Here is a 22,241-nt window from a genome sequence, read left to right on the forward strand (position 1 = left end):
CCATGGACGCCTTGCTGAAGGACACGCTCACCCACTTGCAGGCGCTGGTCGGTTTCGACACGCGCAATCCGCCACGAACCATCGGTACCGGTGGCATCTTCGATTACCTGCGCGCGAACCTGCCCGGTTTCGACGTGCAGGTGACCGATTTCGGCGCCGGTGCTGTCAATCTGTACGCCGTGCGGGGGAAGCCGAAATACCTGTTCAACGTGCACCTCGACACCGTGCCGGACTCGCCGCACTGGACGGCCAGCCCGTTCGAGCTGCGCCTCACGGAAGATCGTGCCATCGGCCTCGGCTCGTGCGACATCAAGGGTGCCGCGGCCGCGCTGGTGGCCGTGGCGAACGCCACGCAGGGCGACATGGCCCTGCTGCTGTCCACCGATGAGGAAGCCAACGACGCCCGCTGCATCGACGGATTCCTGAAGGTGCCGCGCGATTACGAGGCGATCATCGTCGCCGAGCCGACGCGCGGCGAAGCCGTGCTCGCGCATCGCGGCATCCATTCGGTGCAGATGCGCTTCCAGGGCAGGGCGGGCCACGCCTCGGGCGAGCAGAAGCCGTCGGACAGCGCCCTGCACCAGGCGATCCGTTGGGGTGCCGCAGCGCTCGACCATGTCCAGGCCCAGTCGCACGAGCGGTTCGGCGGCCTTACCGGCCTCCGCTTCAACATCGGCAAGGTGGAGGGCGGCATCAAGGCGAACGTGATCGCCCCGACGGCCGATGTGCGCTTCGGCTTTCGGCCGCTCCCGTCGATGGACGCGGATGGCCTTCTCGAGGCGTTCCGCACCCTCGTGGAACCGCACCCGGTGGAATATGGCGAAACCTTCCGCGGCGACTCCCTGCCGGCCGGGGACACGGCCACCGCGGAAGCGCGGCGCCTCGCCGCCCGCGACCTGGCCGACGAACTCGGCATCCCGGTGGGCAACGCCGTCGATTTCTGGACCGAGGCCGCGCTGTTCTCCAAGGCGGGTTACACGTCCTTCGTTTATGGGCCCGGCGACATCGCGCAGGCGCACAGCGCCGACGAATGGGTCGCCCTCGATCAACTGGCGCATTACGCCCAGACCATCCATCGGATCGTCGACCGTGCACTCTGACAAACATACCCGCAAGACCATCGTCCGGCTGCTGTCCTCGATGGGCAGCGCGCGCGAGATCCAGCAATACCTGAAGCGCTTCTCCCAACTGGACGCCGCGCGCTTCGCGGTGGTGAAGGTGGGCGGCGCGGTGCTGCGCGACGAACTGCCGGACCTCACGTCGTCGCTGTCGTTCCTGCAGCAGGTGGGCCTCACCCCGATCGTGCTGCACGGCGCGGGCCCGCAGCTGGACGAGGAACTGGCGGCCGCCGGGATCGAGAAGAAGACCGTCAATGGTCTCCGTGTCACGTCTCCCGAGGCCCTGGCCATCGTTCGCCGCGTATTCCAGGCGCAGAACCTGCGCCTGGTGGAAGCCCTTCAGGAAGCGGACACGCGGGCCACGTCGGTTCCGTCGGGCGTGTTCGCCGCCGATTTCCTCGACCAGGAAACGTTCGGCCTCGTGGGCCGTGTGCGCGACATCAACCTGGCGCCGATCGAGGCCAGCCTGCGCGCCGGCTCCATTCCGGTGATCGCGAGCCTGGGCGAAACCGATGCCGGCCAGATCCTCAACATCAACGCCGACTTCGCAGCCAACGAGCTCGTGCGCGTGCTGCAGCCGTACAAGATCGTGTTCCTCACCGGCACGGGCGGCCTGCTCGATGGCGAGGGCAGGGTGATCGACTCGATCAACCTGTCGACCGAATACGAACAGCTCCTCGAGCAGCCGTGGCTGCATTCGGGCATGCGCCTGAAGATCGAGCAGATCAAGGACCTCCTGGACGACCTGCCGCTCACGTCGTCCGTGTCGATTACCCGCCCCGCCGAGCTGGCGAAGGAGCTGTTCACGCATAAGGGCTCCGGCACGCTCGTGCGTCGTGGCGAACGCGTGCTGCGGTTCGACTCGTGGGACGACGTCGATCTCATGCGCATGCGCCAGCTCATCGAATCGAGCTTCGGGCGCACCCTCGTGGACGGCTATTTCGAGCGCACCAAGCTGTATCGCTTGTACGTGTCCGAAAACTATCGCGCGGCGATGGTGCTCACGCAGGAAGAAGGCTTCGCGTACCTCGACAAGTTCGCCGTGCTCGACGACGCCCAGGGCGAGGGCCTGGGGCGGGCGGTGTGGCAGGTGATGCGGGACGAGAATCCAAAGCTGTTCTGGCGTTCGCGCCACGACAACCCGATCAACCCGTTCTACTACGGGGAGGCCGACGGTTGCCTCAAGCAGGGCCGCTGGACGGTGTTCTGGTATGGCCTGGACAACTTCGCCGACATCGAGCGCTGCGTGGCCCACAGCCGCACGCGCGTACCCACCTTGCAGGACTGACCCTTTCATGGCCAAGAAGACCATCGGCATCGTCGGCGCGCGCGGTCACACGGGCGCCGAACTCATCCGGCTCATCGCCGGCCATCCCGATCTGGAACTCGCCTTCGTGTCCTCGCGGGAACTGGCGGGGCAGCGGCTGGCCGATCACAACGACGCCTATCGCGGCGAACTCGCCTTCGGAAACCTCGACCCCGCCGCCGTGGCCGCCACGGGCGTGGACGCGGTTGTGCTGGCGCTCCCCAACGGCAAGGCCGCTCCCTATGTGGAAGCGATCGACAAGGCCGGTGCCCCGACTGTGATCGTGGACCTCTCCGCCGACTATCGCTTCGACGAGCGCTGGTACTACGGTTTGCCGGAGCTGTACCGCGACCGCTGGCGCGGCGAGAAGCGGATCAGCAATCCGGGCTGCTACGCTACGGCCGTGCAGGTATCCATCGCACCGATCAAAGACCTCCTTGCCGCGCCACCCGTCTCGTTCGGCGTGTCGGGCTATTCGGGTGCGGGTACCACGCCTTCCGACCGCAACGACCCGGAAAAGCTGCGCGACAACCTCATGCCGTATTCGCTCACCGGCCACATGCACGAGAAGGAAGCCAGCCGGCACCTCGGCCTGCCGGTCGAATTCATGCCGCACGTGGCGCCGCACTTCCGCGGCCTCACTGTCACCACCAATCTCTATCTCGCGAAGCCGGCGAAGCGCGAGGACATCGTGCGCCGCTTCGAGGCGCGCTACGAGAAGGAGCCCCTGATCCACGTGGTAGACGAGGCGCCGTGGGTGAGCCAGATCGCCAACCGGCACCATATCGACGTGGGCGGCTTCGCCATGTCGACCGACGGCCGCCGCGTCGTCGTGGTCGCCACGCTGGACAACCTGCTGAAAGGCGCGGCCACGCAGGCCATGCAGAACGTCAACCGTGCGCTCGGCTTCGCCGAACTCACCGCCATTCCGCTCTGAACGGTAGGAACCCCACATGACCCAGCCGCTCTGGCAGAAATCCGATACCCAGGTCGACGCACGCATCATGCGTTTTCTCGCGGGCAACGACGTGATTCTCGATCGCGAGTTCTTCCTGCACGACATCGCGGCGAGCAAGGCGCACGTCGAAGGCCTGGCCAACATCGGCATCGTCTCGCAGGAGGAGCGCGACGCGCTGCTGCGCGAACTCGACACGCTGGCGGCGGATTTCGCCGAGGGCGCGTTCGTATTGGACGAGCGCTACGAGGACGGCCATTCCGCCATCGAAGCCCGACTCACGGAACGGTTGGGTGATGCAGGCCGCCGCGTGCACACGGGGCGCAGCCGCAACGACCAGATCCTGGTGGCGACGCGCCTGTGGCTGAAGGAGAAGCTGGGCACGTTGGAGGGCCTCTGCCGCCGCGTGGCGGAAGTGTGCCTGGACCGAGCCGCCGGCGACGCGTTGTCTATGCCCGGGTATACGCATATCCAGCGTGCGGTGGTGTCGTCCACGGGCATGTGGTTTGCGGCATTTGCCGAGGCGTTCATCGACAACACGCTGCGCGCGCGCCAGGCGCTGGAACTCATCGACGCCAACCCGCTCGGCACCGCGGCCGGTTACGGCGTGAACGTTCCCCTCGATCGCGCGCACACGACGGCGGCACTCGGCTTCGGCCGCATGCAGGTGTCGCCCATCTACGCGCAACTGTCGCGCGGCAAGTTCGAGATGGCCGCGCTGGACGCGGTGGGTACCGCGTTGCTCGACACACGCCGGCTGGCCTGGGACCTTTCGCTGTTCACCACGGCCGAATTCGATTTCGTGAAGCTGCCGGCGGAGTACACCACCGGCTCGTCGATCATGCCGAACAAGCGCAATCCTGACGTCGTGGAACTCCTGCGCGCGAGCTATGCGAGCGTGGCGGCTGCGCGCACCGAGATCGAACAGCTGCTCTCGCTTCCCTCCGGTTACCAGCGCGACCTGCAGTTCTCCAAGGGCTCGCTCTTCCATGGTTTTTCCATGGGGCTCGGCGCGCTCGAACTGCTGCCCGACATGCTGGCCCGCTTCGAGTGGAAGGCGGACAACATGCGCGCGGCGATCGAGCCGGCGATGTACGCGACGGACGTGGCGATCGAGCAGGCCGCCGCCGGCGTTCCGTTCCGCGATGCCTACCGCGCCGCGGCCGAGGCGGCGGCGTCGGCCGGCGAAGGCCGCACGCCGGAAGGCAGCCTCGCGGCGCGCACGTCGCCCGGTGCGGGCAATGATCTGATGCTCGATACCCTGCGCGCCCGCTTGAGGGCGATGCAACGATAACCTGTGGGGGCTGCTTTGTGTGGGAGCCGGCTATGCCGGCGATCCCGCGGCAGCGGGCAAGCTTGCGACAAGCTCCCATCGCCGCTGAAGCGGCACCCACCGTTCGCGTTCACCTTGTCCAGGCTTCGATGGCCTCCACCGCACCGAGGCAATCGGCATAACGGTTGTACAGCGGCGTCGGCGATAGCCGGATGACGTCCGGCTCGCGCCAGTCGCCGATCACGCCGTGCTTTTCCAGGTGTTCGAACAGTGCGCGCCCCGCGTCGCGGCCCGCGCGAACACGGATTGACAACTGCGCGCCGCGTTGGGCCGGATCGTTCGGTGTCACGATGTCGAGGACGGCCTCGAGGCGCGTGCGGATCAGCCAGTCCAGATAGGCGGTAAGACGGCGGCTCTTGTCCACGAGCCGCGGCATGCGGGCCCGCGTGAACACGTCGAGCGACGCACGCAACGGTGCGAGCGCGAGGATGGGCGGATTGGAAAGCTGCCAGCCGTCGGCGCCGGGTGTCGGGACGAAGTGGGGCCCCATCTGGAAGCGCGTGTTCTTGTCGTGGCCCCACCAGCCGGCAAAGCGCGGCAGGTCGGCGTGCGCATGACGATCGTGCACGAAGGCGCCGGCCACGGCGCCCGGACCTGCATTGAGGTATTTGTAGGTGCACCACACCGCGAAGTCCGCCCCGCTCTCATGCAACGAGAGGGGCAGGTTGCCGACGGCATGGGCGAGGTCGAAGCCCACGGTGCAGCCCTGAGCATGACCCAGGCGCACGATGGCCTGCAGGTCGAACACCTGGCCCGTGCGGTATTGCACGCCCGGCAGCAGGATGAGCGCGACGCGATGCCCATGCTCCGCGATGGCACGCTCGATCGCCGCCATGGAGAGCGTGCCGCCGGGGCCGTCGGGCTGCAGTTCGATGAGGTCGCGCGACGGGTCGAAGCCGTGGAAGCGCACCTGCGATTCCAAGGCATAGCGGTCGGTCGGAAACGCGCCGGCCTCCATGAGGATCGCCGGCCGCTCCGCCGTGGGCCGGTAGAAGCTGACCATCATGAGGTGCAGGTTTGCACCCAGCGAGTTCATTGCGACCACTTCGTGCGGCTGCGCGCCGACCACTTCCGCCATCGCGTCGCGCACGTACTCGTGATAATGCATCCAGGGCGAGCGGCCGCGAAAATGCGCTTCGACGGCCAGTTCGGACCAGTCGTCCAACTCGGCTTCGATCGCGGCACGCACGCCCTTGGGTTGTAGCCCCAGGGAGTTCCCGCAGAAATAGAGGGTGTCGCGGCCTTCGTGCCGGGGAATGTGGAATTCGTCGCGGAAGGCGCGGAGCGGATCGGCGGCGTCCTGGGCCTCGGCCCAGGCACGCGTCGCTTCGAAAGCGGTCATCGGCAAAACCCGTGGATCACGAAGGCATGTGGGCGGCCACCTCGGCGCAGCCCTTGTCGAATGCGGCGCGGAAGGCGGCATCGCCACCCGCGGGGCGAACGCAACGGAGCTGGATCGCGTAACCGTCGCTGTAGAAATAGCGCTCGAAGTAATCCAGCTTCACCGTGCCTTCCTTCGCCGTGTATACATTCTCGGTCGGGGAATTGGCCTTGCCCGGCGCGTAGTCGGTCAAGGCGGTGGCATGGCTGCGCAGGTTGCCGGCGAACTGCTGGAAACCGTTGAGGTTGGGCACCTTCTGCGCGGTGATGGAAACCCGTGCCAGGGTGGCGTCCGCGGCGCTCGCGCCGGGCACCTGGAACACCTGCGTTTCGTTTTCGCCCTCCGACTGCATGATGGGTACCCATGTGTCCGGCACCGGAAAGCGGATGGCGCCGCCCATCATGGAGACGTCGGTCGCGCCGAGGGCGGGACTTGCAACGAGCAGGGCGGGCAGGATGAGGCGCGAAAGGCGAGTCACGAGTGGAGATCCCCTGGGGACGCGGCGGCGCCGCATAACGGCGGCATTCTGGCACAGCCAACGCACCCGGATGACGGCCCGGCTGTGCGCCAGTTCACGCCACGGCGGCGACGGGCTGGAACTTCGACATCGGCACGCCGAGCCACTCCAGCGCGGTGCCATGGAAGAGGCGCGCCCGTTCCGTCTCGTCCAGGCCAAGGGCCTCGATACCGCTGCCGGGTTCCTGCTCGCCCAGCGGGAACGGATAGTCGGTGCCGAGCATCACCCGGTCGCTGCCTGCGGTGGCAAGCAGATAGCGCAGCGCTGCATCGTCGTGCACGCAGGAGTCGAAGTAGAGGCGCGACAGGTACTCGCGCGGATTGCGCGCGTTGTCGGTTGCGACGAGGTCGGGGCGCATGCGGAAACCGTGTTCGATGCGGCCGATGGAATACGGAAAGCTGCCGCCGCCGTGGGCGAGCATGACCCTTAGCGAGGGCAGGCGTTCCAGCACGCCGCCGAAGATCAACGCGCAGGCCGCTCGCGATTGTTCGGCGGGCATGCCCACCAGCCACGGCAGCCAGTACTTGGGCATCGAATCGGCGCCCATCATGTCCCACGGGTGCACGAGGATCGCCGCGCCGAGGTCGGCGGCCGCCTCGAAGAACGGGAACAGCTCGGGTGCGTCCAGGTTCCACGCATTGCAATGCGACCCGATCTGCACGCCTTGCAGACCCAGTTCGTCAATGCAGCGCTCCATTTCGCGGATCGCGAGCGAGGGCGATTGCAGCGGCACGGTGCCGATGCCCGCGTAGTGGCGGGGGTGGGCCTCGCAGACCGCGGCCATGGCGTCGTTGAGATGCGTGTGCAGCTCCAGGGCCTGGTGGCCCTTGGCCCAGTACGAGAACATCACGGGAACGGTCGAGACCACCTGCACGCCCACGCCGAAGCGCGCGTAGTCGGCGATGCGATGCTCCGCATCGAACGCGGATTCCCATACCTCCCGGAAGAACTTCCCGTCCTTGTAGATGCGGTGGTGGCCGCTGGAATGGGTCATCACGGGGAAGCGCTCGTCACCGTAGCGGGCGGCGAGATCGGGCCAGTCGCGGGGCAGAATGTGCGCGTGGGTGTCGATCTTGAGCATGGGCCCGAGTGTACCGCCGGCCGCGCGCGGGGGCCTCTCGCGGTGCAGCAAGCGGCCCGTTGCGAGCGTTACGCCGGCGCGCTGGAGCGCCGGTTCACCACGTGCGCGATCGTGTCCACGTTGTCGGTCAGGCGGTCGGTGAGGCGCGCCACCGCTTCGGCGAAGCCGCGATCTTTCTCACGCGCCAGCGATTCGACCAGCGCGCGCTGGTGTTCGCGCAGGGCGGGCGGCATGGCGACGGCCTCGGCTCGGGTCAGCGCCTCGGCCTGGGCACGCAGGGCCGTTGCCGCTTCGTGGATGAACGCGCCCACCTGGGGCCATGCCTCGGGCACGTCGCCGACGTCGATGAGGGACTCCAATGCCATGGCCGTTCGCGCGAGTCGGTTGCCGTTCGCGTAGAGGGTTTCGGCCAGTTCCGCCAGCACGGCGGGTGTGCCCGGTTCGGCCAGCATGCGGTCGATCGACGCCTGTGCGTTCGTGCGCGCGGTGCGCGTGGCTGCGCGCACCTCGTGACGCCTGCGGCTGTCGGCCGGAGCCACCAGCGCTTCCAGGTAATTCGCATAGGCGCCGAGCATGTCCGAGAGCGCACTGCGGGCCCGGTGCCGTTCCCAGGTCGGCCAGAGCACGTAGGCGAGCAAAGCCAGGCCGCTGCCGAGCGCCGTGTTGAGCACGCGGTCGGACATCGCGGAGAACGGATCGACGCCCTCGAAAGAGAGGAGCACCACCACCGTGCCGGTCAGCCCTGCCACGGCGATGCCATAGTGCGCGCCGGCCAGGTAGCGGAAGCCGAGGCAGAGCACGCCCATCACCGCCACGTGTGCCCAGACCACGTCCGGGGTGAGCCGGAGCACGAGGGTGGTGAGCATGAGGCCGAGCACGGTGCCCACCACGCGGAGGAGGCCGAAATTGAAGGTGGCGGCGAAATCGGGGCGCAGGACGATCGCCGCCGTCATCGGCAGCCAGTAGCCGTGCGGCAACGAGAAATAGCGGGACACGGCGAACGCGAGGGTGAGCACCACGGCGCAGCGCACCGCATGCCGGAAGGCCACCGAGTGCGGCGTGAGGTTCGCGCGCAGCGTGGACAGGGCGGAGGCGCTGCGCAATGTCTCCGGCAGGGCGGTTTCGGCGCGCTGCGCGCGCAGCTCGCCGCGCGAGCCGGCCCAGTTCGTGTTGCGCACGGCGGCGGCGAGCTGTCCCGAGAGGGCGTGGATGTGTGCGCCCAGCTCGGTGGGGCTTCCACCCGAGCGCAGCGCCCGCTCGCTGGCCTGCAAGGTGGCAAGCGCGCGCTCGGCGCGCTGCGGCGGTTCGGCCGCATCCAGTGCATCGGCCGTGGCGGCCAGCACCCGGGCAGCGTCATTGCGGAACATCTCGCCCATGCCGTCGCGGGCCGTGTCCAGCACCTCCATGGCGATGAGTTCGAGACGGATGCGCTCCGCGAGCTCCAGCAGCACGCGGAACGCCTCCATGGCGCGCCCCCGGGCATGGTGGCGTCCGAGCAGGGTCATCTGCAGCGCGTCCATGGCGTCGGTGAGCGCCGGAGCCTCGGCATCGTGGTGCTGCTTGCGCGCCAGGGCGGCCAGCCCGCGATACACGGTGGCAAGCGCCATGCGCTCGGGCCGGTAGCGTTGCAGCGGCCATTCCGCGACGGAGAACGCGGCCAGCAACATGCCGCCGGCGAAGATCAGCCCGCCACCCGCGAACGCACCGGCGAGGCTGGTGGGCGTGGCGGCGGTGATCACGAGCAGGAGCATGCTTGTCATGCCCACGCGTGCGATATCGGGGCCGAACACCACCAGCAAACCGCCGAAGAAACCGCAGATGGCGCAGGCCACCGACATCGGCAGGACGAGGTTGCCGATAGAGAAGCCCACCAGGGACGCGGCACCCGCGGCGAGGGCCGCGAGGAAAAGGCGGCTGAGGCGCTGCTGGTAGGGCCCCGGCTGGTCCGAGAACATCGTGTCGAGCGCGCCGGCGGCGATGCCGATGCCCACCTGCGGATAGCCCCACATCAAGCCGAGCGCGAGCGGCAGGATCACTGCCGCCGTGTTTCGCAGCGCCACCCGCAGGGGGACGTCGGGTCGCTTCGTCCGGATCAACGTACCGATGACGCTGGCGCGGAACGAATAGCCGTTGCTCATGGCATTAGAGTAAAGCGTGAAGAGTGAACCGTGAACCGTGAACCGTAAACAGTAAACAGTGAACCGTAAACCGTAAACCGAAAGTGCGACGGCTCTTAGGCTTACGGTTCACGGTTCACGGTTCACGCACCTCACGCGCGCCCTGCAAACTCGCCGGTGAGGGTGTTCACCGTGACTTTTTCCCCGGTGGTGATGTATTCCGGCACCTGCACTTCGATGCCGGTGCTGAGCTTGGCGGGCTTCGTGCGCTTGGTGGCGCTGGCGCCCTTCAGTTCCGGTGCCGTGTCGGCGACCGTGAGCACGACCGAGGTGGGCACCTGGAGGCCGACCGGTGCGTCGTCGATCACCTGCACGTAGTAGCCCTCCATGTCTTCCACGATATAGCCGGCGTTGTCGCCGATCACCTCGGGGCCGAGGATGTACTGCGTGTAATCCTCGTCGTCCATGAAGACAAAGTTGTCGCCGTCCATATAGGAGAACTTCGCCTGGCGGCGGGTGAGTTCGACTTCCTTCAGTTCGTCGTCGGCACGCAGGCTGAGGTCGAACTTGCGATTGCCCGGGATGGAGTAGAGCGTGAAGCGGAACGTGACGTTGCCGCCGCGTGCGGTGGGGGCGCTGCGCTCGATGTCGCGCACCTGATACACCGTGCCGTCGTTTTCGACCACGTTACCTTTCTTGACTTCGGATGCTTTCATGGCTGTTCGACTTCGTGTCGTGTGGTTTGAGGGTTGATTACTTCGGCGCGAGACGCACGGCGCCGTCGAGGCGGATCGTTTCGCCGTTGAGGTAACGGCTGGCGAGGATGAAGGCCACGGTGTCGGCGAATTCTTCCGGCTTGCCCAGGCGTGACGGGAACGGGATGGAGGCGGACAGCGACTCCTGCACCTGCGGCGGCATGCCGTCGACCATGGGGGTCCAGAAGATACCCGGCGCGATGGTGTTCACGCGGATGCCGAAGCGGGCGAGTTCGCGCGCCATCGGCAGGGTCATGCCCACGACACCGCCCTTGGAGGCGGAATAGGCGGCCTGGCCGATCTGCCCTTCGTAGGCGGCCACGGAGGCAGTATTCACGATCACGCCGCGCTCGCCGTCATCGCCAGCCGGGTTTGCCTGCATCAGCTGGGCCGCGGCCTTGGCCACGTTGAAGCTGCCGACGAGGTTCACCATGACCGTGGTGGAGAAGTTGGCCAGTGGCATGGCGCCTTCCTTGCCGAGCACGCGGCCGGCGCCCAGGATGCCCGCGCAGTTGATCACGGCGTTCAGCCCGCCCATCGCTTCGCTCGCTGCGGCGACGTTCGCGGCGACGCCTTCCTCCGAGGTGACATCGGTGCGATGGAACGAGGCGTTGGCACCCAGCGCCGCGGCGGCCGCCTGGCCCTTTTCCTCGTTCACGTCGAAGAGCGCCACCTTGGCACCCGCCGCGACGAGACGCTGGGCGACGGCGTGACCCAGACCGGATGCGCCGCCGGTGATGACGGCCCTGACCTGTTCGAGCTGCATGGAAACTCCGCTTTGCGAATGGCAAAGAAGCACATGTTAGCGGGTAGGAGCGCGCAGGGCGCGCTTCTACCGGGAAGAGGCCAGCACGCTTGCCAGTGCCGGCGTCCCGATCAGGTCGGCGAACGGAACCACCGGCGGCGGTGGGTTGGCCGGTTCGGAGAGGAACAGGCTCCATACGCCTACGTCCCACCAGCGGTCGAGCTTGTAACCCGCCTTCGGCCAGACGCCTGCCGGCTTGAAGCCCATGGCTTCATGCATCGCCACGCTCGCATCGCCCGGCAGCGTGATGACCCCGACCGCCTGGTTGATGCCTTGCAGTCGCATGGTCTCCAGCAGCGCGCCATAGAGGCGGCGGGCGATACCGCGCCGGCGTGTCTTCTCGTGCACGTAGATGGAGGTTTCGGCGACCCAGTCGTACGCCGCGCGTTCGCGGAAGCGTCCCGCGTAGGCATAGGCCAGCACCTCGCCGCCTTCTTCCCATACGAGCCAGGGATGGTTGGCCAGCCGGGCGCGGATACGATCGGCCATGGCGTCGTCGCCGGGGGGCGATGTTTCGAACGTGATCGCGCTCGATTCGACGACGGGTGCGTAGATCGCGTGGCAGGCGCCGGCATCGGATGCGACAGCGACGCGGATCACAGGCTTTTCTCCATGAAGATGCTCGACGCGCTGGCGCGATAGTCGCCGAACGGGCGGCAGCGGCGATAGCCCGCGCGCTCGTAGAGTTCGATGGACTCGGTCTGCGCCGGGCCCGTTTCCAGCTTCACGGTCTTGCCGCCTGCCGAGAGCACCTGCTGTTCCAGCGCTTCGAGCATCTGCTTGCCCAGGCCCATGCCGCGGCATGCGGGCAGCACGTACATGTATTTGAGTTCCACGTACTCGCCGTGATCCACGGCGGCTCCGCAGGCCAGAGGGAGGCCGTCGACGCGGGCGGTCATGAAGGTGGTGTGCGGCTGACGAAGGCTCTCGACCCCGACGGAAGGCGGCGGCAGGTGGCGGTCGAGGTCGGAAAGGTAACCGTGCAGTTGTTCGATCAGCGGGAGCACGTCCGGCCGGCCGGGGTCGTCGACGGCGAATACCAGCGACGGCGGTGGAGGCGCGACGGTGAGATCCCCGTCGTTGAGGCTGCGCAGGAAAAAGCGATCGCAGGCGAAGTGCCCCGTGCCGCCCATGGGGGCGTCGATACGCGTGAAGCCGTGGCGCAGGTAAAGGGCCTGGGCCGCGTCCATGCCCGTCAGCGTTTCGAGGTAGCAGCGTGAGAACCCCGCACGGCGCGCGGCGTCGAGACAGCGGCGCAGGAGCTGCGATGCGGCGCCCGTGCCGCGCGCTTCGGGAAGGAAATACATCTTGCGCAGTTCGCAGGTTTCCTCGTCGCCGCCTTCCAGCGGGGCCATGCCTCCGCCACCGACGGCGCGGCCGTTCATCTCCACGACGAAATAGGCCGTGCGTGGTCGCGAGTAGGCAGCCGACATGGCGTCCACCTCCGCGTCGTGGATGGCGAAGCCAGGGCCGTCGGCGCCGAACTCGGGCATGACGGTGCGTATGACGGCGGCGATGTCGGCATCGTCGCGCGGTTCGATGGGGCGGATGAGGTAGTCGGCAGGCATGGAACCCATGCTGCCATGGATGCCGGCGATGGAGGGAGCCCCATCGCCCACAGTCAGGCGGCGGTGCGCGCCCGGGTCACACGGCTGGCGGTGGGCTTGCCCAGCTGGCCGGCAAGCCACGCGCCCGTTTCCACCAGGCGGTCGAGATCGACGCCGGTCGTCATGCCCATGCCGTGCAGCATGTACACCACGTCCTCGCTGGCCACGTTGCCCGTGGCTCCCTTCGCATAAGGGCAGCCACCCGTGCCGGACACCGCGCTGTCCACCACGCGCACGCCTTCTTCGAGACAGGCGAGGATATTGGCGAGGGCCTGGCCGTAGGTGTCGTGGAAATGGACGGCAAGGGCCGCCATCGGCACCTCGGCCGCCACCGCGCGTAGCATGGCGCGCGCCTTCGCGGGCGTGCCGACGCCGATCGTGTCGCCCAGGGATACTTCGTGGCAGCCCAGCTCGTGCAGGCGGCGCGCCACCCGCACCACGTCCGCGACCGGTACGTCGCCCTGGTACGGACAGCCGAGCACCGTGGAAACATAGCCGCGGACCGCCACGCCGTCGGCCCGCGCCTGTTCGAGTACAGGCACGAACCGGTCGATGGACTCGTCGATCGATGCGTTGACGTTCTTGCGGTTGAACGCCTCGGAGGCTGCCGTGAATACGGCGACTTCGCCGGCGCCTACTTCCCGGGCGCGCTCGTAGCCCTGCAGATTCGGCACCAGCACCGGGTACGCCACGCCGGGCGCCTTGCGGATGCCGCGGAACACTTCGGCGGCATCGGCCAGCTGCGGCACCCACTTGGGGCTGACGAAGCTGGTGGCTTCGATGGTGGCCAGGCCCGTGTCGGACAGGCGGTCGATCAATTCGATCTTGATGGCTGCCGGCAGCATGGTTTTCTCATTCTGCAGGCCGTCGCGAGGACCGACTTCGACGATGCGGACGTGGTTCGACGAATTCATGCGGGTTCCTGTCAGGCAGCTTCGACGAAACGAACGAGGACGGTGTCCGCGTCCACGAAATCGCCTTGCACCACCGAGATGGACTCAATGCTGCCGGCGCGCGGCGCCTTCAAGGCCAGTTCCATTTTCATCGCTTCCATCACCAGGAGTTCCTGGCCTTCCTCCACGGCGTCGCCGGCGGCTGCACGAACCAGGACGATGCGGCCCGGCATGGGCGCCACCAGCTGCCGCGCCCCAGCGGTTTCCTCTCCCTGCCAGGCGAAGGCGGGCGCGCGCTCGAAGCCCCAGCGCCGGCCCTGGTCGTCATGCACGCGCACGCGGCCGCCGGACAGCGAAACGGGCACGCGTCGCGCGTGGTCGTCGAAGCGGGCGGAGAGCGTGTCGCCGTCGACGCGCGCGCCGGTCACGGTGCACGAGAGGTCACCCATGTGGAGCACATAGTCGCCCGCATGTCCGTGCGCATCGACCTCATGCCGACGACCGCCTTCCACCAGAGCCACTACGCGCTTCCCCGGATGCCCCAGGCGCCAGGCATCGGCGGCGCCCCAGGGCGAATGCGGATCGCCCGGCACGTTCCTCGCCGCGTTCTCGTCGGCGAGCAGCAGGGCGGTGGCCGCCGCGAAGCATTCGAGGTCGCCGGGTTCGGAGGAACCTGCAAGGAACTCGTCGAGGTGACGGTCGAGGTAGCCCGTGTCGATGCGCCCCTCGACCACGACGGGGTGGCGGGCCAGGCGTTCGAGGAACGCGACGTTGGACTTCGGCCCCACGATCTCCGTTTGCGCCAGGGCCTCGCGCAGACGCTCAAGTGCCTGCGCGCGGTCGCGGTCGTGCACGATGAGCTTCGCGATCATGGGGTCGTAGAAGATCGTCACCGTATCGCCGGCCACCACGCCGCCGTCGAGGCGGACATGGGCCGAGGCCGGTGGCAGGGTCAGCGCCACGAGCCGGCCGGAACCCGGCAGGAAGTTCGCTTCCGGGTCCTCGGCATAGAGACGCACCTCGATCGCATGGCCTTGCGCGCGGATCGCATCCTGCGCCAGCGGCAGCGGTTCGCCCGCCGCCACGCGCAATTGCCATTCCACGAGGTCGAGGCCGAGGGTTTCCTCGGTGACCGGATGCTCGACCTGGAGGCGGGTGTTCATTTCCATGAAGAAGAACTCGCCGTCCTGGCCCACGATGAACTCGACCGTGCCGGCGCCTACGTAGTTCACCGCGCGCGCGGCGGCGACAGCCGCGGCGCCCATGCGGGCGCGCCGCGCCTCGTCGAGGAAGGGCGACGGCGTTTCCTCCAGCACCTTCTGGTAACGCCGCTGTGCGGAGCACTCGCGCTCGTTGAGGTGGACGATGTTGCCGTGCGTGTCGCCGAACACCTGGAATTCGATGTGGCGGGGATGCTCGACGTAACGTTCGAGGATGACGCGCGTATCGCCGAACGCCCCCGCGGCCTCGCGCTGCGCCGAGGCGAGGGCTTCGTCGAACCCGGCGGCGTCGCGCACGATGCGCATGCCCTTTCCGCCACCGCCCGCCGCCGCCTTGATCATCAACGGGAAGCCTGTGCGCCGTGCCTCGGCCGCGAGGTGCGCGGGGTCCTGGTTCTCCCCGTGGTAACCCGGAACCAGCGGCACGGCATGGCGCTCCATGAGCGCTTTCGCCGCCGCCTTGGAACCCATGGCATCGATGCTCTCGGGTCGCGGGCCGATGAATGCGATGCCTGCTTCCGCGCAGGCCCGGGCGAAGCCGGTGTTCTCGGAGAGGAACCCGTAGCCGGGGTGGATCGCCTGCGCGCCGCTCCGTTTCGCCACCTCGATGATGGCGTCGCCGCGCAGGTAGGATTCCGCCGGCCGTGGGCCGCCGATGGGCCAGGCCTCGTCCGCCAGCCGCACGTGCTGCGCGTCCGCGTCCGCGGCGGAATACACCGCGACGGTACGAATGCCGAGGCGCCGGCAGGTCCGGATCACGCGGCAGGCGATTTCGCCACGGTTGGCGATCAGAATGCAGTCGAACATGCGGCTCCCGGCACGGGTCGGAGGGTGGGGGAAAGGCGGGAAAACTAGCAGATTGCGGGCTCCGGGCGGGTTGCGCCGCAGCATCGCCAAGGTTTTGTGATTTGCAGTCAGGGGGCGGGTCGCCTAGCCTTGGAGGCCTGGGAAGGCCGCTTCGTCCCATCCCTGTCCCTATTCCCCCTCCACAGCGAGAATTCCATGCAGATCGCCAACCGCCACGCCGTTTCCTTCCATTACACGCTGACCGACGACCAGGGCAATGTCATCGACAGCTCGGAAGGCCGCGAGCCGCTGGCCTATATCCATGGCGAAGGCCATATCGTCCCGGGTCTGGAAAAGGCGCTGGAAGGCCGCTCGGCTGGCGACCAGTTCAAGGTCGACGTCGCTCCGGAAGAAGGCTATGGCCCGCGCCACCAGGAGCTGATCCAGGTGGTGCCGCGCGCCGCGTTCCAGGGCGTGGAAGACCTGCAGCCCGGCATGCAGTTCCAGGGTCGCAACGACCAGGGCAGCATCAACGTCACCGTCAGCAAGATCGAGGGCGACAACGTCACCGTCGACGGCAACCATCCGCTCGCCGGCCAGACCCTGCACTTCGCTGTCGAGATCACCAACGTGCGCGAAGCGACCGACGAAGAACTTTCGCATGGTCACGTGCACGGTGAGGGCGGTCACCACCATTAAGGTGGCGGACCCATGTGGGAGCCGGCTTTGCCGGCGATTCCCGCGGCAGCGGGCAACCTTGCCGCAAGAATCCATCGCCGCTGAAGCGGCTCCCACACAAAGCCTGCAAGGCCGAATCGCTCGTCAATACCAATCCAGCAACGACACACCCAACCCGAGGTAGGTCGCCCGGTGGTTGTAGTCGATCAGGCTTTCCCCGTAGCCGTTGAAGATTTCCATGTAGCCGCGCAGGTTGCCGACGACCGGGAAGCTCCACGTGCCGCGTAGCGAACCGTGCGAACGGTCGCCGCCCCGGAACGAGTGCCGCGCGGTGAGGCCGAATTCCTGGCGCCCCACCTCGTGCACGATCTGGATCTCGCCCCGGCCCATGTAGTCCTGGATGTCCGGGTTGTCGTCGTCCTTGCGATCTTCCGGAATACGCCACCACGGGCGCAGCATGATGGTCCAGCCTTCGCGTTCCAGTCCGATGTCGGCGATCACGCGATTCCAGCTGCGCGACAGCGGATCGGCGCGGCCATTCGACTGATGGTTGATGCCGATGCCGGCAAGCCGGCCCGTCCAGCCGAACACCTCGTAATGCGTGTTGAAGGCGAGGATTGCCTCGGGCTCGTAGTTGGTTTCGCGGAAGGGCCGCGAGTTGTCCGTGTTGTACACCTGCCAGCGCGAGGACTGGGTATAACCGACCCAGAGATCGCCGTTGTCGCCGAAGAGGTTCTCTCCCACCTTCGTCTTCAGGCTGATCTGGAATTTCGCTTCCACGTCGTCGAGCTGCTGCGGCGTGGCCACCGTATGGTCGGGAGCGGGACTGTGCGGCCGGGTGTTCTGCTTCGACGTACCGAAGAAGGGCAGGGCGTACGTCGGCTTGTAGCCGCGGAGGTTGAACGTGCCGAGTTTCGCTTCCGGCGAGAGCTCCCAACGGCTGTCCAGTAGCGAGAGTGGCCGGGCCACGTCCTGCGACTCGCGCGTGGCCAGGTCGACGCTGACCGAATGCGCCTTGGTGTCTTCCTTTTTCGCCGCCTGCGGCAGGCGATCGCGGCCCACCGCCTTGTCGTAGCACAGCAGGCGCTGCGAGTCGGTCTCGATCGCCGAGCACGCGCGGATGTCCATCGGACTGGGGTTCTGCGCGAGCGCCAGGCTCGCATGCAGGCACGCGTAGGCGCACAAGGCGCCGGAGGCGGCGCGGTATGACTTCATAAGGGGCTCCGTGCTGTCCGGACACGTTCCGGTGGGCAACGGAGTGTAGCGGCAAGGTTTGTGAAGAACGTGCCGTGACGGATTTGCAAACGGAACAAAAAGTGGGAAGCCCGGTGAAGGGCTTCCCACGGTGCAGGCCGGGTTGTCCCGGCGTTTTCGTTATTGGCCGCTGGCGCCCGAGTGGGCTACCCACTTCGCGTATTCCGATTTCGAGATCCGGCCGTCGCGATTGCTGTCGGCGTACTGGAAATCGTTGGCAAGAAGCGGATAGGCCGACGCCTGTTCCGGCGTGATCGAGCCCTTGCCGCCCGAGAGCGTCGCGAAGTCGGGTGCAGGACCCGCCGGCTTGGCGGGCGCTGGACCGCTGTTTACGGTGACCTGCCCCTGTGGGGTCTGCATGGTTGCTCCGCTGGAGTCACCTGCCGGCGGGGGCGGCATCGGTGCTCCCGGAGCGCCGGGGGGCGGCGGTGGTGCCTGGTTGGCCGGCGGCGGCATGTTCGGGTCCGGGGCCTGGGTCGTCGGCGGTATCGGATTGCCCGCCTGGCCCGGCTGTCCCGGCGGCGGGGGGACATCGCCCGGCGGCGGGGGCGGCGAAGGCGTGGCTTCGCCGGGCGGCGGAGGCGGCACCTGATTGGGGGGCGGGGGCACCTGGGCGAATGCCGCGCCTGCCAGCAGCAGCGATACGCCGAGGGTTGCGGCGCGAACTTGCTTCTTCATGGAATGGCCTCCTTTCGAGTCGGGTTGGAGTGCTTACGACGTCTCGCGTCGTGGCATCGTTGCCGACGCTATCAAGGAACGATTTAATGGCGGCCCAACTGCGGAAAGGCCTCTACCGTGCCGTCACGCGCCACCGACGCTCTATCGACGACCGGCGTGATCCGCCTCTCGCAACGCTCCGCGCAACTCCTGCACCTGGGCGCGCAGGGCCTCCTGAAACGCTCCACGCGCAAGGCTCGCAAGGCGGATGTCGCCACCGCGATCGAGCGCATGGGCCTGTTGCAGATCGACACCATCAATGTCGTCGCGCGCAGTCCGTACATGACCCTTTTCTCGCGACTGGGCGCGTTTCGCAACGAATGGCTCGACGAATCGCTGGGCGAGGGCCTGCTCGCGGAGTGCTGGGCGCACGAAGCCTGCTTCGTGCCTGCGGCAGAGTATCGCTACCACCGCGATTACCGCTCCGGCCGTGCGGGCCACTGGGCCCACCGCATGGCGGAACGCACGCACGAGGAAGCACGCGCCGACATGGACGCATTGCTCGAGCGCATTCGCCGCGAGGGGCCGCTGCGAGCCTCGGATTTCGAGCGCGATACACCGGGAACGAAAGGCTGGTGGGGATGGAAACCCGAAAAGCGCTGGCTGGAGGCGTGGTTCGCACTTGGCCGGCTGATGGTGGCGAGGCGCGAACGGTTCCAGCGCGTGTACGACTTGACGGAACGTGTCACCGCGCGCTGGCCGGTCCCGCCACCTGTGGCGGCCATGGACGAAGACGAGGCGCGTCGCCACTTCATCCTCGAAAGCGTCCGCGCGCTCGGTGTGACGAAGGCGCGCTGGATCGCCGACTATTTCCGGCTTCGGCCGCGCGTGACCGACGACGAACTGGCGCCGCTCGCGGATCAGGGCCTGCTGGTGCGGGTAGCGGTCGAAGGTTGGGACGAACCCGCGTATGTGCACCGGGACCACGAGGCATTGCTGCGCGAGTCTGCCAGGAATGCGCTGCGCGCGTCGCGCACGACGCTGCTTTCGCCGTTCGACCCAGTGGTATGGGACCGGGCGAGGGCGCAGGACCTGTTCGGCTTCGAGTACACGATCGAGTGCTACACGCCGGCGGCGAAGCGCAAATATGGGTATTACGTGCTTCCGATCCTGCATCGCGGCCGCCTCGTCGGGCGACTGGACGCCAAGGCGCACCGCCAGGCAGGCCTGTTCCAGGTGCTCGGCGTCTGGTTGGAGGCCGGCGAGGCCACCACCCCTGCGCTGGTCGAGGGCGTGGCAAGTGCGATCCGCGAATGCGCGGCGTGGCATGGCACGCCGCGCATCGCTATCGACCGTAGCCAGCCGCGCGATCTGGCCGGCCGGCTCGCCAAGGCAGTCGGAGACTGATCAGCGGGTGGAAGCGGGGGCCGGAACGTCCGCGCAGGACTTGCCGTGTAGTGCTTCCTTCAGCTGGGTGGCCAGCGAGGTACAGCGCGCGCCGAGCTGGCCGCGCATGTCCGGGTCCTGCGATTGGCGCAACAGACTCGTCCGCATCATGTCGTAGCGGCTCTCGATCTGGTCGCGAGCGTAGATGCCGGCGGCCAGATGGCAGCTCTTGTAGCTGGCCAGGTATTCGTCGCATGCGGCGATGCCGGTATTGTCGGGCAGCGGCGCATCCTTCTTGCTGCCGGTCCTTGGCGTACCTGTCACGGTTCCGGTCGACCGCTTCGCCGGGGTACCGCCCGTCGTCGTGGTCGTGGTGGTGGCAGGCGCGGCGGTGTGCTCGGTGGTGGTCGCAGGCCGGGTCTTGTGGTCCGAGCAGGCGGCTAGCGCGAGCGCGCCGGCAAGAAGCGGAATGAGTCGGTTCATGGAGCGGTTCATGGTCGGCGGTCCCCCTTGGCGAACGTGGACGGATGGTAGCCAAAGTCGCAACATCGATGCGACGCTGCGCAAGCATGTACCTCGAAGGAGTGAAATCGATGTCAGCGGCGGCATGATCGGGCGATGTCGCCCCCATCGCTATTTCGCGCGGGTACAGGTATAGTCGCCGCACTGTGTTTGCCGGGGTCATAGAGTTACGTTGACCCGATGCCGCTGATCACGGATCCGCAACATCGCTTCGCTCCTCGCGTTTCCTTGCACACCAGTAATGCAGCGACTTATTCCAAGTCGCTGGTTTCATTCGTAAATCGTATTGGAGTGTTTCTATGTCGGATCGTGAGATCGGCACCGTAAAGTGGTTCAACGACGCCAAGGGCTTCGGCTTCATTTCCCGTGAGAACGGCCCGGACGTGTTCGTTCACTTCCGCGCCATCCAGGGCAACGGCTTCAAGTCCCTCGCCGAAGGCGAGAAGGTCTCCTTCAAGGTCGTGAACGGCCAGAAGGGTCTGCAGGCTGAGGAAGTCAACAAGGCCTGATCGGCCGACTTGACCAGCTTGTAAAAAAGCCGGGCGGCGACGCCCGGCTTTTTTTATGGTTCTTCGCGGAAGTCCCGGGCGCTTGCCCCCGATGCAAAGGTTCATTCGCCAAGGCGAATGCATGTGCCCTAGCGGCTGGCGCCGCCGTCAGCTTTGACGGTGAGGCCAGAGCCTTCGGTGTCCACCCTCGCTGCTCAGACAGGTCCTCCGCGTTCGTAAACGAGGGGCCGCTGACGCGGCCCGTATACCTATCTGGCCTTCGGCCGCTCACTTGTGCGGAACTCGCCTCGAGGGTGGACACCGAAGACTCTCCCCATCTTTGAGGCGGCCTGTCCGGAGAGCCGGCACAGCCGAAGCCAGCCGCTGCGGGCGGGACAGCATCGTCTCGCCTGGCCCACCTGCACGGTCAGCCAGTCGCGACCTCGGACGCTGCTTGTCGGGAAATCTTTTCAGATACCAGGCATCGCTTGCGCAGGCATCACCATCGAACGCCGCCGCTCTCCCATCACGCTACCTCACCGCCCGGAAGAGACCTTGGTGTCCACCCTCGAGGCGAGTTCCGCACAAGTGAGCGGCCGCAGGCCGATAAGCACATGGGCCGCGGCAGCGGCCTTCCTTTTCGAACGCGGAGGACCTGTCTGAGCAGCGAGGGTGGGCACCAAGGTCTCCTGCGGGACGCTCGGCCGTACAGCGCTTTGGCAAGATCGGGCAAGCGAACCCACGACGAGCCTGTCGAAGCCAGTAGCGTCGACTCGAAGGCTGTCCTCACCCCGGTAAGGCGTGAAGAACCTTTTTTATTTCCGGCCCCGTGCTGCACCCGGGATGCCATGGCACAAATTCGGCCAACTTCTCCCTGTCTTCACGATTTTCGTCGTGATCAGCGTCAAGAATTCGTCTTCTGTAGGAATTCCCCTACAGATGTTTGGGGAAATGTGGTTATGATCGGACGTACTGTGTCTGCGCGGTCACGAGAGTGGCCCGATGTTAGCGAGCAGTTAGACGCTCCATCGCCTCACCCGGTCCTGCATGCCCAGTAAGTCGCCGGCTCGCGAGCCGGGTTTTCGTGTGTTGGATAGAGGTGTGTGTGATGGCAACAGGTACCGTGAAGTGGTTCAACGACGCCAAGGGCTTTGGCTTCATTACTCAGGATGGCGGCGGCCCGGACGTGTTCGTGCATTTCCGCTCGATCCAGGGCAACGGCTTCAAGTCGTTGCAGGAAGGTCAGAAGGTGGAATACGAAGTGACCCAGGGGCAGAAGGGTCCGCAGGCGGACAACGTCAGGGCGATCTGATCGCGCGGCCGTAGCGATACGGCCCTACGAGCAAGCTTCCGCTCCTCCGGCCCCTGTGCCGGGGGAGTTT

General features: G+C 67.0%; 21 protein-coding genes and 1 pseudogene. 8 read left to right on the top strand and 14 right to left on the bottom strand.

All coding sequences use genetic code 11. From position 1 onward, the window contains the following. Window positions 1–2: 2 nt before the first annotated feature. From FHS47_RS09465 to FHS47_RS09480, 4 genes are read left to right on the top strand one after another with little or no spacing between them, the layout of a single operon-like run. Window positions 3–1,100, top strand: a complete 1,098-nt coding sequence (locus FHS47_RS09465) for an acetylornithine deacetylase (protein ID WP_167026132.1) — start codon at window positions 3–5, stop codon at window positions 1,098–1,100. Next, window positions 1,090–2,406: an acetylglutamate kinase gene (locus FHS47_RS09470; protein WP_167026135.1), complete on the top strand. Its 1,317-nt coding sequence runs from the start codon at window positions 1,090–1,092 to the stop codon at window positions 2,404–2,406. Before FHS47_RS09465 ends, FHS47_RS09470 begins: the two co-directional genes overlap by 11 nt. Before the next feature lie 7 nt (window positions 2,407–2,413). After that, a complete protein-coding gene (gene argC / locus FHS47_RS09475) occupies window positions 2,414–3,361 on the top strand; it encodes an N-acetyl-gamma-glutamyl-phosphate reductase (protein ID WP_167026138.1) in 948 nt (315 codons plus the stop codon). A 16-nt stretch (window positions 3,362–3,377) separates the two neighbouring features. After that, window positions 3,378–4,673 (top strand): argininosuccinate lyase, encoded by a 1,296-nt coding sequence (locus FHS47_RS09480; RefSeq protein WP_167026141.1) that lies wholly within the window; start codon window positions 3,378–3,380, stop codon window positions 4,671–4,673. Between the two features lie 109 nt (window positions 4,674–4,782). Here FHS47_RS09480 and kynU read toward each other — a convergent pair whose 3' ends face one another. The 11 genes and pseudogenes from kynU to FHS47_RS09530 form a co-directional block, all read right to left on the bottom strand. Continuing rightward, window positions 4,783–6,054, bottom strand: coding sequence for a kynureninase (kynU, locus tag FHS47_RS09485; protein WP_208381885.1), 1,272 nt, complete (start codon window positions 6,052–6,054; stop codon window positions 4,783–4,785). A 16-nt stretch (window positions 6,055–6,070) separates the two neighbouring features. Next, a complete protein-coding gene (locus tag FHS47_RS09490) occupies window positions 6,071–6,571 on the bottom strand; it encodes a hypothetical protein (RefSeq protein WP_167026146.1) in 501 nt (166 codons plus the stop codon). A 94-nt stretch (window positions 6,572–6,665) separates the two neighbouring features. Continuing rightward, window positions 6,666–7,691, bottom strand: coding sequence for an amidohydrolase family protein (locus FHS47_RS09495; protein WP_167026148.1), 1,026 nt, complete (start codon window positions 7,689–7,691; stop codon window positions 6,666–6,668). Between the two features lie 68 nt (window positions 7,692–7,759). Then, the gene (locus tag FHS47_RS09500) at window positions 7,760–9,829 is read right to left on the bottom strand and encodes an FUSC family protein (RefSeq protein WP_167026151.1); all 2,070 of its coding nucleotides are present in this window, start codon (window positions 9,827–9,829) and stop codon (window positions 7,760–7,762) included. A 131-nt stretch (window positions 9,830–9,960) separates the two neighbouring features. After that, window positions 9,961–10,524: an elongation factor P-like protein YeiP gene (gene yeiP, locus FHS47_RS09505; protein ID WP_167026154.1), complete on the bottom strand. Its 564-nt coding sequence runs from the start codon at window positions 10,522–10,524 to the stop codon at window positions 9,961–9,963. A gap of 37 nt (window positions 10,525–10,561) precedes the next feature. Further along, the gene (locus FHS47_RS09510) at window positions 10,562–11,329 is read right to left on the bottom strand and encodes an SDR family oxidoreductase (RefSeq protein ID WP_167026157.1); all 768 of its coding nucleotides are present in this window, start codon (window positions 11,327–11,329) and stop codon (window positions 10,562–10,564) included. A gap of 66 nt (window positions 11,330–11,395) precedes the next feature. Beyond that, window positions 11,396–11,968: a GNAT family N-acetyltransferase gene (locus FHS47_RS09515; protein WP_167026160.1), complete on the bottom strand. Its 573-nt coding sequence runs from the start codon at window positions 11,966–11,968 to the stop codon at window positions 11,396–11,398. Next, window positions 11,965–12,375 (bottom strand): GNAT family N-acetyltransferase, encoded by a 411-nt coding sequence (locus FHS47_RS19920; RefSeq protein ID WP_343203523.1) that lies wholly within the window; start codon window positions 12,373–12,375, stop codon window positions 11,965–11,967. The genes FHS47_RS09515 and FHS47_RS19920 overlap by 4 nt, the downstream gene beginning before the upstream one ends. Window positions 12,376–12,450: 75 nt before the next feature. Next, window positions 12,451–12,936: pseudogene (locus FHS47_RS19775) on the bottom strand (GNAT family N-acetyltransferase); the annotation flags it as partial. 53 nt (window positions 12,937–12,989) lie between these two features. Then, a complete protein-coding gene (locus FHS47_RS09525) occupies window positions 12,990–13,889 on the bottom strand; it encodes a hydroxymethylglutaryl-CoA lyase (RefSeq protein ID WP_167026163.1) in 900 nt (299 codons plus the stop codon). Window positions 13,890–13,900: 11 nt separating this feature from the next. Next, on the bottom strand, window positions 13,901–15,895 hold the full coding sequence (locus FHS47_RS09530; RefSeq protein ID WP_167026166.1) for a biotin carboxylase N-terminal domain-containing protein: 1,995 nt from the start codon (window positions 15,893–15,895) through the stop codon (window positions 13,901–13,903). Window positions 15,896–16,090: 195 nt separating this feature from the next. Here FHS47_RS09530 and FHS47_RS09535 point away from each other — a divergent pair, with 195 nt between their 5' ends. Further along, a complete protein-coding gene (locus tag FHS47_RS09535; protein ID WP_166699013.1) occupies window positions 16,091–16,573 on the top strand; it encodes a peptidylprolyl isomerase in 483 nt (160 codons plus the stop codon). Between the two features lie 123 nt (window positions 16,574–16,696). On the opposite strand, the gene FHS47_RS09540 is transcribed toward FHS47_RS09535, so the two are convergent. Both FHS47_RS09540 and FHS47_RS19595 read right to left on the bottom strand, forming a co-directional pair. Next, the gene (locus FHS47_RS09540) at window positions 16,697–17,680 is read right to left on the bottom strand and encodes a phospholipase A (RefSeq protein WP_247741419.1); all 984 of its coding nucleotides are present in this window, start codon (window positions 17,678–17,680) and stop codon (window positions 16,697–16,699) included. Window positions 17,681–17,926: 246 nt separating this feature from the next. Continuing rightward, window positions 17,927–18,484 (bottom strand): EF-hand domain-containing protein, encoded by a 558-nt coding sequence (locus tag FHS47_RS19595; protein WP_208381887.1) that lies wholly within the window; start codon window positions 18,482–18,484, stop codon window positions 17,927–17,929. Between the two features lie 117 nt (window positions 18,485–18,601). On the opposite strand from FHS47_RS19595, the gene FHS47_RS09550 reads away from it, so the two are divergent. Continuing rightward, window positions 18,602–19,870: a crosslink repair DNA glycosylase YcaQ family protein gene (locus FHS47_RS09550; RefSeq protein WP_208381888.1), complete on the top strand. Its 1,269-nt coding sequence runs from the start codon at window positions 18,602–18,604 to the stop codon at window positions 19,868–19,870. Here FHS47_RS09550 and FHS47_RS09555 read toward each other — a convergent pair whose 3' ends face one another. After that, complete coding sequence (locus tag FHS47_RS09555) at window positions 19,871–20,332, bottom strand: hypothetical protein (protein WP_167026172.1); 462 nt, start codon at window positions 20,330–20,332, stop codon at window positions 19,871–19,873. 338 nt (window positions 20,333–20,670) lie between these two features. Between FHS47_RS09555 and FHS47_RS09560 the strand changes: the two genes are divergently transcribed. Together FHS47_RS09560 and FHS47_RS09565 are read left to right on the top strand one after the other, a co-directional pair. Then, a complete protein-coding gene (locus FHS47_RS09560; protein WP_046967385.1) occupies window positions 20,671–20,880 on the top strand; it encodes a cold-shock protein in 210 nt (69 codons plus the stop codon). A gap of 1,087 nt (window positions 20,881–21,967) precedes the next feature. Beyond that, a complete protein-coding gene (locus FHS47_RS09565; protein WP_167026175.1) occupies window positions 21,968–22,171 on the top strand; it encodes a cold-shock protein in 204 nt (67 codons plus the stop codon). Window positions 22,172–22,241 lie beyond the last annotated feature (70 nt).

The sequence above is a fragment of the Luteibacter sp. SG786 genome (assembly GCF_011759605.1).
Lineage (GTDB): Bacteria > Pseudomonadota > Gammaproteobacteria > Xanthomonadales > Rhodanobacteraceae > Luteibacter.